The sequence below is a fragment of the Akkermansia muciniphila genome (genome assembly GCF_040616545.1).
Taxonomy (GTDB): Bacteria; Verrucomicrobiota; Verrucomicrobiia; order Verrucomicrobiales; family Akkermansiaceae; genus Akkermansia; species Akkermansia muciniphila_E.
The window spans coordinates 1,503,562-1,520,393 of record NZ_CP156688.1; the positions used below are offsets into that span (position 1 = coordinate 1,503,562).

10 protein-coding genes and 1 pseudogene are annotated in these 16,832 nt (G+C 58.4%); 6 read left to right on the plus strand and 5 right to left on the minus strand.

Going from position 1 to position 16,832, the window contains the following annotated elements; translation table 11 throughout:
• Positions 1–87 precede the first annotated feature (87 nt).
• The 3 genes and pseudogenes from ilvD (at position 88) to ABGM91_RS06195 (ending at position 4,527) form a co-directional block, all read left to right on the plus strand.
• Positions 88–1,764 (plus strand): dihydroxy-acid dehydratase, encoded by a 1,677-nt coding sequence (gene ilvD, locus ABGM91_RS06185; RefSeq protein WP_354834732.1) that lies wholly within the window; start codon positions 88–90, stop codon positions 1,762–1,764.
• Between the two features lie 328 nt (positions 1,765–2,092).
• Positions 2,093–2,842: pseudogene (locus tag ABGM91_RS06190) on the plus strand (alpha-N-acetylglucosaminidase TIM-barrel domain-containing protein).
• A complete protein-coding gene (locus ABGM91_RS06195; RefSeq protein ID WP_354834735.1) occupies positions 2,773–4,527 on the plus strand; it encodes an alpha-N-acetylglucosaminidase TIM-barrel domain-containing protein in 1,755 nt (584 codons plus the stop codon). Before ABGM91_RS06190 ends, ABGM91_RS06195 begins: the two are co-directional and overlap by 70 nt.
• Positions 4,528–4,833: 306 nt before the next feature.
• On the opposite strand, the gene ABGM91_RS06200 is transcribed toward ABGM91_RS06195, so the two are convergent.
• On the minus strand, positions 4,834–5,748 hold the full coding sequence (locus tag ABGM91_RS06200; protein WP_354834738.1) for a uracil-DNA glycosylase: 915 nt from the start codon (positions 5,746–5,748) through the stop codon (positions 4,834–4,836).
• 208 nt (positions 5,749–5,956) lie between these two features.
• On the opposite strand from ABGM91_RS06200, the gene thiH reads away from it, so the two are divergent.
• Positions 5,957–7,093, plus strand: a complete 1,137-nt coding sequence (thiH, locus tag ABGM91_RS06205) for a 2-iminoacetate synthase ThiH (RefSeq protein ID WP_354834741.1) — start codon at positions 5,957–5,959, stop codon at positions 7,091–7,093.
• 206 nt (positions 7,094–7,299) lie between these two features.
• Positions 7,300–9,084 (plus strand): sulfatase-like hydrolase/transferase, encoded by a 1,785-nt coding sequence (locus tag ABGM91_RS06210; protein ID WP_354834744.1) that lies wholly within the window; start codon positions 7,300–7,302, stop codon positions 9,082–9,084.
• A gap of 63 nt (positions 9,085–9,147) precedes the next feature.
• Here ABGM91_RS06210 and ABGM91_RS06215 read toward each other — a convergent pair whose 3' ends face one another.
• Positions 9,148–10,305 (minus strand): hypothetical protein, encoded by a 1,158-nt coding sequence (locus ABGM91_RS06215; RefSeq protein ID WP_354834747.1) that lies wholly within the window; start codon positions 10,303–10,305, stop codon positions 9,148–9,150.
• Positions 10,306–10,530: 225 nt separating this feature from the next.
• Between ABGM91_RS06215 and ABGM91_RS06220 the strand changes: the two genes are divergently transcribed.
• Positions 10,531–12,885 carry a glycoside hydrolase N-terminal domain-containing protein gene (locus ABGM91_RS06220; RefSeq protein ID WP_354834750.1) on the plus strand — a complete coding sequence of 785 codons (2,355 nt, stop codon included), beginning with the start codon at positions 10,531–10,533 and terminating at the stop codon, positions 12,883–12,885.
• Positions 12,886–13,048: 163 nt separating this feature from the next.
• On the opposite strand, the gene ABGM91_RS06225 is transcribed toward ABGM91_RS06220, so the two are convergent.
• The 3 genes from ABGM91_RS06225 to ABGM91_RS06235 form a co-directional block, all read right to left on the minus strand.
• Positions 13,049–14,419, minus strand: a complete 1,371-nt coding sequence (locus ABGM91_RS06225) for a DUF2851 family protein (RefSeq protein ID WP_354834753.1) — start codon at positions 14,417–14,419, stop codon at positions 13,049–13,051.
• Positions 14,420–14,436: 17 nt separating this feature from the next.
• Positions 14,437–14,964 (minus strand): STAS domain-containing protein, encoded by a 528-nt coding sequence (locus ABGM91_RS06230; RefSeq protein WP_180972510.1) that lies wholly within the window; start codon positions 14,962–14,964, stop codon positions 14,437–14,439.
• A gap of 149 nt (positions 14,965–15,113) precedes the next feature.
• The gene (locus ABGM91_RS06235; RefSeq protein WP_354834756.1) at positions 15,114–16,640 is read right to left on the minus strand and encodes a prenyltransferase/squalene oxidase repeat-containing protein; all 1,527 of its coding nucleotides are present in this window, start codon (positions 16,638–16,640) and stop codon (positions 15,114–15,116) included.
• Positions 16,641–16,832 lie beyond the last annotated feature (192 nt).

Below are 16,832 nucleotides of genomic sequence, written 5' to 3' on the forward strand. Positions count from 1 at the left end.
AGGCGTTTCCGTTTTGCAAGGCTGGCCTAGATTCAACTTCTCTTCCCTGCGTCATGTGATACACTTGCTCCGCAACAATATATTGTTATGCGAAGCGATAGAGTTAAAGCAGGTTTCGAGCGTGCGCCGCACCGCAGTCTGATGCGTGCCACGGGAATGACGGATGAAGATTTAAGCCGTCCCTTCATTGCCATTTGCAATTCCTTTAATGAGGTGATTCCGGGCCATGTCCACCTGAACAAGGTAGCCGCCCTCATTAAGGAGGAAGTGCGCAAGGCCGGGGGAACCCCCGTGGAGTTCAACCTGCCCGGCGTTTGTGACGGCATTGCCATGGGGCACGGCGGCATGAAGTTTTCCCTGCCCAGCCGTGAACTGATTGCGGACAGCGTGGAGACGATGCTGAGCGCCCACGCGTTTGACGCCATGATCTGCATCCCGAATTGCGACAAGATTGTTCCCGGCATGATCATGGGCGCCCTGCGCTGCAATATTCCCACCATTTTCTGCAGCGGCGGCCCCATGGCCGCAGGCATGGCGGAGGACGGCACCGTGCTGGACCTGAACAGCGTGTTTGAGGCCGTGGCCCGTTTCAAGGCGGGAAAGATCAATGCGGAGGAACTCCATTCCCTGGAATGCCGCGCCTGTCCCGGCGCCGGTTCCTGTTCCGGCATGTTTACGGCCAATTCCATGAATTGCCTGAGTGAGGTGATCGGCCTGGCCCTTCCCGGCAACGGCTCCCTGCTGGCTACGTCCGAGGAGCGCAAGGAGTTCTGGAAGAAGACCGCGCGCCGCGCCGTGGAAATGGCGAAGGCGGACGGCCCCCTGCCGCGTGACATCGTGAACCGTGACGCCATTGACAACGCCTTTGCGATTGACATGGCGATGGGCGGCAGCTCCAACACCGTTCTCCATACGCTGGCCATCGCCCGGGAAGCCGGGGTGGAATATGACCTCCAGCGCATCAATGACATTTCCAGACGTACCCCGAATATCTGCAAGGTGGCCCCTTCCTCCCATTTCCACATGCAGGACGTCCTGCGCGCCGGAGGCGTAAGCGCCATCATCCATGAGATCGCCCGCATTCCCGGCGCCCTCCATCTGGATGCCGTCACCGTCAGCGGAAAGACGCTGGGTGAAACCGTGGAAGGTTGCGGCATTACGGATGAAACCGTCATCCATCCTCTGGAAAAGGCTTATTCCCGTGACGGCGGCCTGGCTATCCTGTTCGGCAACCTGGCCCGGGAAGGCGCCGTGGTGAAGAAGGCCGGCGTGCATCCGGATATGATGAGCTTCAGCGGCCCCGCCGTGATTTTCGAGTCCCAGGAGGAAGCCTGCGAAGGCATTCTTGCCGGGAAGGTGAAGTCCGGGGACGTGGTCGTCATCCGCAATGAAGGGCCCAAGGGCGGCCCCGGCATGCAGGAGATGCTGGCCCCCACCTCTTACATCATGGGGCAGGGCCTCGGCGCGGAAGTGGCGCTGATCACGGACGGCCGTTTTTCCGGCGCCACCCATGGCGCCTGCATCGGCCATATTTCCCCGGAAGCGGCGGAAGGCGGCCTGATCGGCCTGTTGCGGAACGGGGACATCATTGAGTATTCCATCCCGGACCGTACACTGAACGCCCATCTGAGTGAAGATGAGATCGCGCGCCGCCGTGCGGACTGGAAGCCTTCTTACAATAAGGTTTCCTCCTCCTGGCTGGGCCGTTACCGCCAGCTCGCCACCAACGCCAGCAATGGCGCTGTCCTCCGGCGGGGGGAATAAGAGCCCCTTTGCTCCACGCCAAGGACAAAACCGCACCCAGGCCCGAAGCTCCGCGCAAGAACCGCCGCGGAGCCCAGGGAGGGGTAAAAGTCATCAAGCTTTCCCGCCAAGGCCCCTGCATTGCACCATGCAGGGGCCTTTTCCTTTGCCGGATTCCACGGCATAAATCCTCCATATCCTGAAAGGGTAATTCCTTAGCCTGCGTATATTCGCAACTATGATTTTTTCCTTTTCAAAAATTTTATTCCTTATGCTGCTGGTAAGCCTGCACGCCTTCGCAGGAGATATGGAGAAAAACAGGGAACGGGAAGCCGCGCGCGCGGTAATGATGCGCGCCGTTCCTGCCCTGGCCGGCACCCCGGAAAAACTGCATTTGGAAATTATTGAAAAAGAAAACGGACACGATGTCTTCGAGACGAAGTCCTCCGGAGAAGTCCTGACGATCCGGGGAAGCAGCGGTACGGCCCTCTGCCGGGGATTCTATGATTTTCTGAAAAAGAACCATCTGGGAATGGTATCCTGGGACAACAAGGACATTCGCTGGCCGGAACAGCTGCCGGATACTGCGCTGCGCCGCATTGTTTCCCCTTTCCGCCACCACTATTATTTCAATGTGGTTACCTATGGCTATACAATGCCCTACTGGACATGGGAACGCTGGGAAAGGGAAATAGACTGGATGGCCCTGCACGGCATCAATATGCCCCTGGCGTTAGTCGCCACGGAGGGGATTGCCGTCCGGGTATGGAAGCAGCTTGGACTGACGGAGAAAGAAATACAGGAGTTTTATACGGGCCCGGCTCATCTCCCCTGGCAGCGAATGGGAAACATAGTCAATCATGACGGCACCCTTCCCGCCAGCTGACACAAGGATCAAATCGCCTTGCAGCACCGTATTCTCCACAGAATGAAATCCCTGGGCATGACTCCCGTCTGCCCGGCTTTTTCCGGTTTCGTTCCCCAGGGAATACGCCGCCTTTATCCGGAAGTAAAGCTTCACCGCCTGGGGTGGGAGGATGGCCCCAAAAAAACCACGCCCATCTTCTTTCTCCGGAGGAGCCTCTTTTTCTCAAGATAGGGAACCTGTACATGAAGGAATGGCAAAAGGAATTCGGGAAGAACACTTACTTTCTGGCAGATTCCTTCAATGAAATGGAACTTCCCGTGAACCAAGGGAATGCGGAAGCCCGCGACAATATGCTCAGTTCGCTTGGAGAACAAATCTACCGTTCCATTTCCTCCAATAATCCGGATGCGGTATGGGTCATGCAGGGATGGATGTTCGGATACCAGCGCAACATCTGGAATGCAGATACCCTGAAGGCTTTGCTCAGCAAAGTTCCGGACGATAAAATGCTCCTTCTGGACTTGGCGGCGGATTATAACAAAACCTTTTGGCGCAACGGCATGAACTGGGATGTTTTTAAGGGCTTTTTCAACAAACCCTGGGTATACAGCGTAGTTCCCAATATGGGCGGCAAATGCGCCATGACCGGGGTACTGGATTTTTATGCCAACGGTCATCTGGAAGCCTTGAATTCTTCCTCCAAAGGGCGTCTCGCAGGGATGGGCATGGCGCCGGAAGGAATAGAAAACAATGACGTGATTTACGAATTGGTCACGGATGCCGCATGGAGGAATCACCAGGAGGACGTGGAGCAATATCTGGAAAATTATTGCCGGGCCAGGTACGGAAATTATCCGGATACCTTGAAGGAGGCCTGGGCCCTGCTGCGCCGCACGGCCTATTCCAACTTGAAAGACCATCCCCGTTTCAACTGGCAAATGAAACCCGGCACCCGCAGTTGTTCCGTTAACGTAAGTGAAGACTTTCTGCGGGGGCTTGCCCTGTTCGTCAATACCCGTGGCCTGGAGCAATCTCCCCTGTTCCGCCAGGATGCCGTCGAGATGGCTGTCCATTACCTGGGGATACGCATGAATGAAGCCATCCAGGCCGCTCTGGAAGCTCTGGATGAACAGGATCAGGAAAACGCGGAAAAGTGCATGGACTATTTCCGTAAATACGCCCTTCAGGCAGATTCCCTTCTGGAAGGGCACCCTACCTGGAGGCTGTCGCGCTGGATAGCGTTCGCCCGGTCTCACGGAACTTCTCCGAAGGAAAAAGACGAGTATGAAAAAAACGCCAGGCGTCTGGTGAGCAGATGGGGCCCTCCCGTAGACGACTACGCCGCAAAAATATGGAGCGGTCTTATCCGTGACTATTATCTGCCGCGCTGGGAGCATTTTATCCAGAGCCGCCTTTCGGACAAAAACCCGGATATGGGCACATGGGAGGAAAAATGGGTTCGTTCCACCGGCATAAGTCCCGCACACAGGCCTGAAGACCTCATCAAGGCCTGCCGCCAGGCTGTCCGGGAGGCGCCTCCCCTCCCCGCTTCCCTGAAAAGAAAAGCCGCCAAATCAGTTATAGGAAACTGGACTTCCGCGACGGTATCCACGGAATGGAGTGACCTGGAATGGCCCGTTTCTTCCGCGGATCTTGAGAAGCTCCGCGGGGTACGGTTCGTCTTCACTTCCGGAAACCATGCTCTGGAAATAGACCGGGTTGAACTCCTGGGAAACGACAAAGTGCTCGCCCGGGACCAGCATGCCGGATTGGCGGGGAAACCTTCCCGTGGAATTTTCTACAAGCTCTCTCTTCCCAAAGGAATTCACGCCAACAACGGGTGTTCCCTCAGAGCCCGGGTGCGTTCTGTGGGAGGAAAAGATTCCAACGGGAAATTGGAGTTGGTGAAAGAATAAACGGCTGGCCCCTGAAACCTCTTGAGGACTGTCCCTCGCCGGCGCTTTCCGGCCCGGGAGCTGGATCATGGCCGCATTTTGGGTGATGCAGGTTTTCCAGAAGGGAATATCCACTTTTCCCGGGTTTTTCATTGCCGTATCCGCACGGCAATGAAGAACCACGCCTTTTTTGTCCGCAAGCAGTTCCCCTCATCCAGCGGATTGCTGGAAGCTCCCGCCAGGGGCTGCATAGCCGCGTTTGGGAGAATGGAGCCCGAATGCGCCGGGGCGTGCTTATGCTTCCTGCCATGCAGGAGTCTCCGGGGTTTATTCCCTGGGCAGAAAGTAGCTGCGCTGTTTTTCGGAGACGGGCATGCCCATCCGTTCCATGACGGCCAGCATGTCTTCCCAGACCTTGCGCTTTTCCCGGGGATTGTCTGATCTCAGCAGATAGCTGGGATGGTAGGTGACGCGCACAGGAATGCCGTTGAGTTCATGGAATCTGCCGCGCATGGAGCTGACGGATCCCTGGATGCCCAGCAGACCTACGGCGGCGGTTCCGCCCAGGGCAACGATCATCTTCGGCTGGATGACCTGGATTTCATGCATGATGATGGGCAGGCAGGCTTCAATTTCTTCCGGCGTGGGGGCGCGGTTGTTGGTCCGCTGGTTGGGGAGGGCAGGGCGGAATTTGACGATGTTGGAGATGTAAACCATGTCCCTGGAGAGTCCCATGGCCTTCAAAATCTGGTTGAGCTTTTCCCCGGCGCGGCCCACAAAGGGCTCCTGCTGCACTTCTTCATAATAGCCGGGAGCTTCCCCGATGAGCATGAGCTCCGTGTGGGGATTGCCCGTAGCAAAGACCATGGTGTCCCGCAGGGAATTGAGCTCCCTGGCCGGCTGCCAGTTCTGCGCCAGGTCCCGGAGGTATTGCAGCTTGTCTTCCATCGTCCCCTCCGGGAGCGTGACGGTGGAGGCCGGTTCCCGGTTTTCCGGCAGGAGTTCCAGGGTTGCGGAAGGCGCGGGCGCCGGGCCAGGCTGCGGTGGTGCCGCCGGTTCCGGGACAGCCGGCGTGACGGCCGCTGCCGCTGCCGCAACAGCCGGGCGTCCTCCCTGTTTAGCGGCCACATACCATGTCCGCAGAACATTTCTGGCTTCATCCGTCAGGCTGGCGCGCGTCGTCCCCCGTTGAATCAGGGAGTCGAGATAATGGCGGAAAAGGCTCTTCGGCGTGGCGGTCATGGGAGGATAAGGCCAGATTAGTCCATGGGAGGCCGTCTGTCACGATGATTTGCAGGGTACGCCTTCCTTCCTGCGCAGAGCCTCCCCCGGGAATGACACGGTAAAAGATGGAATCCCTTGCGGAGGAGGGGGCAAATTGAATGCCTCCGGTTCAGGCATGGTAATGCCTTCCAGCAGCCGTTATCTCACTTTTTACCTTATTTCTCCCATGTCTTTTTCTGAAGAATTAAACGGTCTGATGGACCGGCCCTCTCCCCTGGTGCGCCGCTTCATGGCATTGCTGGAACCCGCGGACGACTCGCGGCTGGAGGCGATGGCGCAGGAGAGCCGCCGGCTGACGCGCCTGCATTTTGGCCGGACCATCCGTCTCTTTGCCCCCATTTACCTGTCTAACGAGTGCATTAACAACTGCAAGTACTGCGGTTTTTCACGGGACAATCCCATCATCCGCACCACCCTCACGGTGGATGAAGTGGTGCAGGAAGCCCGCTACCTGCACGGGCTGGGGCTGCGCAGCATCCTGCTGGTGGCCGGGGAGCACCCTAAGTTCGTTTCAGACGGGTACATGCAGGAATGCCTGGACGCGTTGCATCCCTTTATTCCGTCCCTGGGGCTGGAAATAGGGCCGCTCCCGGATGACCGCTATGCGGAGATCGTCCACCACGGGGCGGAACAACTGGCCGTGTACCAGGAGACCTACAACCGGGAGGTGTACGAAACTCTGCACACGGCGGGAATGAAGAAGAACTTCAACTGGAGGCTGGATTGCCCGGAACGCGCCTATCAGGGCGGCTTCCGCCGCATCCAGATAGGGGCTCTGTTCGGGTTGTCCCCCTGGCGCAGGGAGGCCATGGCGCTGGCCACCCATCTGGATTATTTGCAGAAGCATTGCTGGAAGTCCGCTCTTTCCGTGGCCTTCCCGCGCATGCGGCCCTACGCCGGAAATTACGAGTATGAGCCGGACCCGGAACTGATGCTGGATGACCGGAACTTTGTCCAGTTGATGGCCGCCCTCCGCATCTGCTTCCCCAGGATCGGCATGTCCGTAAGCACCCGTGAACCCGCTCCCATGAGGAACGCCCTCATGAATCTGGGCATGACCCACATGTCCGCCATTGCGCGCACGGAGCCGGGGGGCTACACGGGGGTGGGAACGGCCACCGCCCATTTGACGGTGCGGGGCAACCAGGTGGACCTTCCGGAAGACAGGAAAGGCCGCTGCAAGGCTACGGAGCAGTTTGAGATTTCCGACCAGCGTACTCCGGAACAGGTGGTAGGCGCCATCCGGAACGCCGGGCTGGAGCCTGTCTGGAAAGACTGGGACGCCGCCCTGGATGTGGTGTAAGGGCTCCGCACATCCGGCGCCCCGCTGCGGAATGACACCCATACCGCGGTAATGCTATGATGGAGCATTGACGGCAGGCACCGTCTATCATATTTCCAGGGGCAATGATTCGTTATTATTGGGGAAGGTTTTGGCCGTTCCTTCTGTTTGCGTTCGGTATTGAGGCTTTGGAGAATCTGTTCACGGTGTTTTTTGAATACCGGAACATGGATTTCGGGGTAATTCCCCTTCTCAAGACGGCGTATATTTTCGTGACGGAGTTCTCCATCACCATGTGCTACTGGCTGCTGCCTTATGCCGTGTATTTGTGGATTCTGCCGCGCGGGAAGGCGGGTGGAAAGGCGGACCGGTGGATTACCTGCACATGGTTTTTCCTGTTTGTGCTCGCCAACCTGTTTGAGGACGTGGCGGAGGCCTTTTTCTGGAATGAGTTTGAGGCCAGTTTCAATTTCATTGCGGTGGACTACCTGATTTATACCAAGGAGGTCATCGGGAACATTTATGAATCCTACCCCATCATTCCGATTCTCATCGGCGTTCTGGCCGTCTCCGTTCTGGCCGTCTGGGGGATGAAGCGGTTTCTCATTCCCCGCCGCGGGGAAGCTCCCGCAGGATGGAAGCGGGGCGGCGTGGTGCTGTTCCTGCTGGTGTGCATGACGGGGGGGTACTGGCTGGTGGACATCAAGGATGCGGACGCCGTGAACAACCGCTATAACTCGGAGATGGCCAAGGACGGCCTTTACAGCCTGTTCAGCGCCTTCCTGAAGAATGAACTGGATTACCGCGACTATTACAAGACGCTGCCGGACGCGGATGCGGCGGCGTTTCTGGCCCGAGAGTTTACGGCGGACGACACGTCCGTGCCGGACGCCGCTTCCGGCAGCGTGAAGAGGCAGGTGCGTCCCTCCGGGGAAGCCCTCCGTCCTAACGTGGTGGTCGTGGTCATGGAGAGCATGGGGGCGGAGTTTTTAAATGAGTGCCGGGAGGATGGCGCGAACGTCACCCCGTGCCTGAGCCGTCTGGGCAGGGAAGGCATTTTCTTCCCGAATACCTATGCCACGGGCACCCGCTCCGTGCGCGGGCTGGAAGCCGTCAGCACGTCCATGCCCCCGCTGCCCGGCATGTCCATCCTCCGCCAGGAAGGGAACGAGCATTTGCAGACCATCGGGTCCATATTCAGGGACAAGGGGTATGACCTCAAGTGGATTTACGGAGGGTACGGGTATTTTGACAACATGAATTACTTCTTCGGGAACAACGGCTTCCAGGTTCTGGACCGCAATTCCATGGATGATTCGGAGGTAACCCATTCCACCATCTGGGGCGTCTGTGACGAGGATTTGTTCCGCCGCGCCGTGCGTGAGGCTGACAAGTCCTTCAAAAGCGGTTCTCCTTTTTTACAGGTGGTGTTCACCACATCCAACCACCGCCCCTATACTTACCCGGAAGGGCGCATAGACATTCCTTCCCATACCGGGCGCATGGGCGCCGTCAAGTACGCGGATTATGCCGTGGGGGCCTTTGTGGAGGAAGCCAAGGGCAAACCTTGGTTTGACCATACGCTTTTCGTGTTTGTGGCGGATCACGGCGCGGGCAGCGCCGGGAAACAGACGCTTAATCCGGAAACGCACCGCATTTTCTCCATTTTCTACGCTCCGGCCCTACTGAAGCCGGCACGGATTGAGACGCCCGTCAGCCAGATTGACGTGCTGCCTACCCTGCTCGGCCTGTTGAAATGGCCGTATGATGCGGCGTTTTACGGAAAGGACGCCTTGAAACCCTCCTACCAGTCCCGGTATTTTGTGAGCAATTACCAGTACATCGGCTACTTGAAGGGAAGGGACATGGTGGTACTCAAACCCCAGCGCGGCGCGGAGTTTTTCCGTGACGGAGAACCTGTGAAGCCGGATGACCGGATGAAGGAGCTGGAAAAGGAGGCGGTTTATTATTATCAGCACGCTTCCGGCTGGCGCACCAGTTTGAAGGAATAAGGGCCTCACGGAATGCGGATGCCGGCGCTTCTGCGGCATCCGCCCATGGAAGGGGAATCCGGTTCAGGATTTGGGTTCGTCCCTGTAGTCCTGAAGGGCGTCCCAGTGGAACGTGACGTGCTTTTGCATCTGTAATCCGTTGGCGAGGATGAACATGAGGGAAATGCGGAATTCATTGTTGGTCAGTCCGTCCAATTCCTTCTTGTCAATCTTCATGGAAAACTTGCCGCTCTTTTTTCCCAGGCGCTGGGAGAAGGAAACGGCGTCATAATCCTGGTTGACCGCATAGGGCGGGTCCTGCACATAGACATTCAGCGCTTTGACCGTCTGGGGGCTTTTGTAGTTGCCGGAAATGAGAATCTGGTCTCCCTTGAAGGAGATGGCCGTGTCCTTGACCTCCACTTCCGGCTTGCCCTCGTAGAATTTCTGTGCCGGAGTGACGGAGAATACTTCGCAGGCGTCCAGCAGGGCGCAGCTGGCGGGGGTAAGGAAGGTGGGGCTGGTGCCGAACGTGTAGTTGCCCGCGCCCATCAGGGCCGTGCCGTACTTTTTACCGTCGGAGGCGGTCTGGTGGTTGTGGGGCAGATTGAGGCCGTGCCCCAGCTCATGGGCCATGCCGCCGTACCATTTGGTCAGCAGTTGTCCTTCCCTGGTTTTCTGGCCCAGGTGCTTGATGTCAAAGGCCGGATAATCCAGGGCAAAGCAATTGCGGCCCATGCCGTAGAAGGGAACGCCGCCGGGATTGTCCGGGCCGTTCTTTTCATCATTCCAGGTGGGCATGATGACCAGGGTGTGCTGTCCTTTTTTCCTGTCCGGATTGGCCTTGAAAAACTCGTCAAGTTCCTGCGCCGCCTTCCAGCCGCCCCCGTTTTCATACGGATAATGCGCCGCCGGATTCTTGGCCTTGTATTCAATGATGTTCACGCGGCCGGGGGATTTCATGTCCAAGCCGAAGGAGCGCGCGCCGTAGCCGTGCCGCTGCATTTCCTTGCCGTAAAACTGCTGAAGATAAAGTAGCAGTTCACTGAGGCGGCGTTCGTAGTCCGGTACGGGCTTCGTATCACTGCCCAGGAAGTACACGACGTTGAGCTGATGGGCTGTCTTTTTCAGGGCAATCCGGTCTTTCAGGATGTCCGGGACGGTGATCCCGGCAGAGGATATTCCGGAGGCAGTTCCCAGAAGAGCCAGGGAAAAAAGTGCGGAGAGAAGGCGTTTAAACATGGTTGTCTAAAGTAGAGGCGCCCCCCTTAAAGACAAGGAAATTTACTGTCCTCGCTACCATTAGTGAAAAAGGCCCCGGGGCGGGGAGAAAAAGGCAGAGAGAGGGGGACCAGGCCATACCAATAAGTTTGGAAAGGCTGAAAGATAGAGATTGCGGCGGCAGTATATTTGTGACATCCTTATCAAAGCATGCATCTCCAATCTCTTTTCTTATCTGCTCTTTCCGTGAGCGCCATTTCCCTGGGGTGGGGCGCTCTGGACAAGCCTTCCGCCTCCAACCTGATCTGGTCTGACCAGCCTGCCGTGGTAGTATATCCGCAGGAGGACAAGAACCCTGATGGCAACTTCGGCAAGTACAAGAAACCTTCCGCCGTCTGGGAAGCTGAAGGGTATCCGATCGGCAACGGCCGGGTGGGGGCCATGATTTTCAGCGCGCCCAACCGCGAGCGGTTTGCCCTGAATGAAATCAGCCTCTGGTCCGGCGGAGCCAATCCCGGCGGCGGATACGGTTACGGGCTTAACGCGGGAACCAACCAGTTCGGCAATTACCTGCCTTTCGGGGACCTGTTCGTGGATTTCAAGAAGGGGGACCAGCCGGCTTCCGTTTCCGTGGAGGATTTTACTCGTGCCCTGGATCTGCGCGACGGTATTCACAAGGTGAATTACAAGTCGGACGGCGTGACGTATGACCGGGAGGCCTTTGCCAGCACGCCCGCCAATGTGCTGGTGCTGGAGTACAAGGCCAGCAAGCCCGGCCAGTTCAGCGCGGACTTTTCCATCAACAGCCAGCTTGAATCCGCAATCTCCGCCAAGGGCCCCGTCATCACGTGGAAGGGAACCCTGAAAAACGGCATGAGCTATGAAGGCCGCGTCCTGGTGCGTCCCAAAGGCGGTACGCTTTCCACGGCAGATGATAAGATTTCCGTGAAGAATGCGGACTCCTGCATGGTGATTGTCGCCATGGAGACGGATTACCTGATGGATTATAAAAAGGACTGGAAGGGAGAGGCTCCCGCCAAAAAGCTGGACCGTTATGCGGCCAAGGCCGCGGCCGGGGATTATGCCGCCATGAAGCAGGCCCACATCGCCCAGTACAAATCCATGTTTGACCGGGTGAAGGTCAACTTTGGCAAGACGGATGCGGACGTGGCCAAACTGCCCATTCCGAAGCGTCTGGAAGCCTACAAGAAGAATCCGGTGGACCCCGATCTGGAAGAAACCATTTTCCAGTATGGCCGTTACCTGCTTCTGTCCAGTTCCCGGCCCGGCACGCTTCCGGCCAACCTCCAGGGGCTCTGGAATGTTTATCTCAATCCGCCGTGGGCCTGTGACTACCACAACAACATCAATGTCCAGATGGCTTACTGGGGGGCGGAACCCGCCAACCTGTCCGAATGCCATGAGGCGCTGATCAATTATGTGGAAGCCATGGCTCCCGGCTGCCGCGACGTTTCCCAGGCCAACAAGGGATTCAATACCAAGGACGGCAAGCCCGTGCGCGGCTGGACGGTGCGTACCTCCCAGAACATTTTCGGCGGCAACGGCTGGCAGTGGAACATTCCCGGCGCGGCGTGGTATGCGCTGCATATCTGGGAGCATTACGCGTTCACCGGTGACAAGAAATATCTGGAAAAGCAGGCCTATCCCCTCATGAAGGAGATTTGCCATTTCTGGGAAGACCATTTGAAGGAACTGGGCGCCAGGGGCGAAGGATTCAAGACGAACGGCAAGGACCCGAACGAAGAGGAGAAGAAGGACCTGGCGGACGTGAAGGCCGGCACCCTGGTGGCCCCCAACGGCTGGTCTCCGGAACACGGCCCCCGTGAAGACGGCGTGATGCATGACCAGCAGCTTATTGCGGAACTCTTTACCAATACGATCAAGGCGGCCCGCATCCTGGGCAAGGATGCCTCCTGGGCCAAGAGCCTGGAAGGCAAGTTGAAGAGGCTGGCCGGCAACAAGATAGGCAAGGAAGGGAACCTTCAGGAATGGATGATTGACCGCATCCCCAAGACGGACCACCGCCACACGTCCCACCTGTTTGCCGTCTTCCCCGGCAACCAGATCAGCAAGCTCAAGACGCCCAAGCTGGCGGAAGCCGCCCGCCTTTCCCTGGAATGGCGCGGCACCACCGGAGACAGCCGCCGTTCCTGGACGTGGCCGTGGCGCACGGCGCTGTGGGCCCGCCTGGGGGACGGGAACAAGGCTCATGAAATGGTGCAGGGGCTTCTGAAGCATAACACCCTGCCGAACATGCTCACCACTCACCCGCCCATGCAGATGGACGGCAACTTCGGCATTGTGGGCGGCATTTGTGAAATGCTGGTGCAGTCCCACGCCGGGGGGCTGGACATCATGCCTTCTCCCGTGGAGGCATGGCCGGAAGGCTCCGTGAAGGGGCTGAAAGCCCGCGGCAATGTCACCGTGGATTTCACCTGGAAGAACGGCAAGGTGAGCAACCTGAAGCTTTATTCCGACCAGCCCAAGGTGGTGCCCGTGCGCGTCAATGGAAAAATGACTCGCGTGAAGACCCTGCCTCTGAAGCCCGTTGCGGAAGCGGCGCAGGCCGTGGCCAGGTAACAAGGCGGTTTTATTGCCGGGGCTGTAATCTCCCTTAGAAAAAATATTCATGGCTTCCAGCTTCCTCAGGAGGAAGCTGGAAGTTTTTTATTCCGCTGAAGCCATGGCGGGATAAACTCCGCGTTTGGTACGGTTGGTCCGGGAAAGGAAGCAGGGCGCTCTCTCATTGCTTTTTCAGCTGCCCGGTCAGGGTGCAGAGGGGGCAGGAACGGCGGGAGCACAGGTCTTCATGAATTTGAAGCAGCGCCTGGTGGTGCCATTCTTTCGCAAGAAAAGCCTTTGCGTCCGGCCTGCGGCCCAGCAGGGATTGATGGACGGCCAGCACCTTTGCTCCCGCCTGTCCGGCCCTGAGGGAGAGGTAATGTTCCCACGCGCGTTCACCGCCTTCCGCGGGCAGGAGGTGGTTGATGGCCAGGGCCTGGATTCTGTCCCGCCCCATCAGGGCCATGGGGCGCGGGGACGGGGCGGAGGGCAGGGTCACATGGGTGCTCCAGTAAGGATGCGTCAGGGAGGAAAGATAGTCCGCCAGGCCATCCCCGTGGCCGGGGCGGCAAAGCCGCTTGAAGGTGTCAAAATCTGCGGCGATGACCGCCAGCGCTCCCACGCGCCTCTGCGGGTGGTTGGCCGGCCTGCTGCCGGAGAGCGTCCAGGGGAAGGTACGGTCCGGCGCCAGTTCAAACTGTTCCCGGAGGGGCCACCATTCCGTCCAGAGCTTCTTGTGGTGGGCTACGGCCTCCGGCGTGCAGGAATCCGGCAGAACGGGAATCAGGAATCCGGCCGCGCCAAAGAGAAGGGCTTCCGGGCATTCCCGGATGGCGCGCAGGGGCGCGCGCAAGACCAGGTGGCGCATGGCGGTTTTGTTGGCATGGTAGCCCAGCGTTTCCGCCAGGCTTTCAAAAAGGGCCTGCTCCTCTCCTGCGTATCCGGCGCGTTCCGCATGGCGGCGGTGCTTGTTCCGGAATCGGTAGGCCGCCGCTGATTGAAGGAGGATTTCCAGAACTTCCGGAGCCATGGCATCCAGCTCGCCGGCATGGCGGCAGCAGCGTTCCGGCGCTTTTTCCGGCGGTGTTCCCGCCAGGGCCAGCGCGGCGGGAGGAATGACGGCCAGGGGTATGCGTTCATGCCTGGCATTCCGGGTGAACCATTCCCGGCGGCTGGGCGTGCAGGCCAGGTGCAGAATGACTCCGTTAAAGGCCGGATTGGAGCCGTGCCCGTGGCGTTCCCAGTCTTCCGGGGCCGGGTCCAGTTCAATGTCACCGGACTGTGGCACGCCGTCTATTTGTACCCGGGCGTTCAGGAAATCCGGACCTGCCGATCTGTTCCAGTCCCCAAAGTCCAGAATGCGGATGTCCCTGCCCAGGTCATCCGTAAATAAGGCTCCGAACCTGCCTTCCAGCAGCAGAAGCTGGAGCGTCCGTTCGTCCGGAAGTCCGGGACGGAGGGAACAGGCATTCTCCCTTACGGCGTCCGGCTCTTCCTTCTCCGCGGCGGAAAGGGCATCCCCGTACAGGGAGGCCATGGAGCGCATGTCCATGTGGAATGGGGGAGGGATTATTTGTCCTTCTGCCGTTCCAGTTCCTCCTTCAGGCAGTCGGTCACGTTGCGGAATTTCTCTTCGTTCTCTTCACTCAATTCGCTCAGCGTCAGGTGGGAATTGAGAACGTGCAGTGTCTGGTCCTTCGCGTCCAGATGGACGGTGGGGGCGGTTTCCGCACTCAGGCTGGCGCGTATCTGGTCCACTTTCCCCCGCCAGGGAGCCGTAGGCGGCTCAATGCTGAGCAGGGCGTCCAGCCCCAGGCTTTCCAGCGCGCACAGGCAGCGTTCGCTGGGGGAGGCGATCTGCACGGCTCCGCCGATGGGAAGCAGCCTGCGCGACAGCCCCGCAAGAGTTCCCATGAAGGTGGAGTCAATCCCGGAACAGGTTTCCAGATCAATGACGATCAGGCGCCCTCCGGAAGCGATATAGTCATCCCCCAAGGATTTGACGGTGGGGCTGTTGGCAAAACTTCCCCGCCCGGAACACCGGATCCAAAGAAATTCATCAAAAAGGCCGAAAAGAATGGAAGAATTGTTATTCACGTCGTTGGAAAATGGAAACCGTATGAATAACAAGAGAAAGAGCCGCGGTCAAGTCAGGATTTACAGGCAGCCGGTCCGGAAGAAGGCCAGTCCTCCCGGCGTGCGGGGCCTTCTTCCGGCGGCTGCCTCCTGTCCGGCAGGGAGGCAGTTCAGGAATTCCTGGTGCCCTCCCCCGTTCCGGGGAGGAAGCGGTAATATACCTCCAGCATCAGCGTAGCCAGGCACTGGCGGTAAATCCGGTCATTGGCATGCCGGTTCCGGCTGGTCTGGACAACGCCGCCGGGGCCTCCGAATCCGTTGGGCATGAAACTGCCGTCAGAAGACTGGGCTTTCAGCACCGCGTCACGGAAGGCGTGGTTATAGGCCTTCCATACGTCGCCGCCGCGATTCATGGCCGCCTGTACTCCGTAATAATGCTGGTAGAGGTTGGACGTGGTGTTTCCGGCTTTCCAGTTAAAGGGCTTATTGGTGTTCCTCAGCATCCAGTCCAAGCCTTTGCGCGCTGCGCTGTCCGAGCCGCTGCCGCACATCTGAAGGGAAAGCACCCCTACGCCCACCAGGGAGGCCCTGGGTTCATTGCCGTTCTCCTGGTAGGAGAAGAGTCCGTTTGAAAGGGACGTCTTGCGGCAGTACATGGCCGCCTTATTCAGCGCGGTGCGTATTTTGCCCCTGGTGGGCTGGATGCCGCCGTGCTCCGCCGCCTTGAGCGCCTGGACGTTCCAGCCCGTGACGGAAAGGTCCGTATGGGCGCCGGGCTGCGTGTTGTAATGATAGGCCCAGCCCCCGTTGGAGTTCTGCCCCTTCATGATCTGGTCCACCGCCTTCACGGCTACTTTTTCCAGGTTGGCGATGGTGGGGATGTCCATCTGTTTGCAGAAGGTGTAGGCCTCGCACAGGGCGTAGGTGGCGATGGCGTGGTCATAGCTGACCTCATTCATTTGCGGAACCAGGGAAATGACGGGAGATTTCATCCCCTGGTCCACCAGGAAGGAGATTCCCTTCAGGACAGTGTCTCCAAAATCTTCTGAAAGAGGGGTTTCACAGTGGGCCAGGTAGGAGAGCAGGGCAAGGCCCGTCATGGCGCACTTGTAATTCTGTGGGCCGTCTCCCCAGGAGCCGTCCTTGTTTTGCTGCTTCTGGAGCCACTTGAGGGATTTGACCACGGCTTCCTCACACTGGGGGATGCCGCCGTTCTCCGTGATGCGCTTCATGCGGTCGTTCGGATCACAGCGTTTGGACAGGATGATGATGTCCGGGCGGTTTGATCCCGGCCCTTCGTTGTCGTCGGGCCCGAAGTCATGGCCGATGTCGATGCCTGACAGGAGTGATTCTGAGGGCTCGTCCATTTCGGTGTCCGGGATTCTGATGGCCGTATCCAGGGCTGCATCCGTGGCGATGACTCTTACCTGCTGCTCCATGGCGGGGCTGCTGGGGCGCTGGGTCTTCTGGACGAGCTCCGGTCTTTCCGGTTCCTCCGTTCCTTTTTCCACAACCGCCGGATAAACGATCGTGGCCGGAGGTTCCGGGACGAAGGTGATGATATTGGCCAGATAGAGCAGGAGGCTCATCATGGCGGCGCCGAGGACGGAAACGGATACCGCCGCGGCCAGGTTTTTAACGCGCTGTCTTTTCAGTTCCGCCAGGGCGTCTTCCGTACTTTCAATATGCAGGCTCATGGATGGGATGGGGTTTTATTAGGATTTCACCATCCCTCCAGGCGCGTGCAGATGCAAGTATGAAATTTATAATATGCTTGTATTTAGTGTGTTGTTATTAATTTGTTACTTAAGAGGCGCCGGGCTGCCGGAGAAGAGGGGCTGCCGCCTTCCGCACGTGGCGTCAGGTAAATGAAAAGCCCTCTTTTCCCG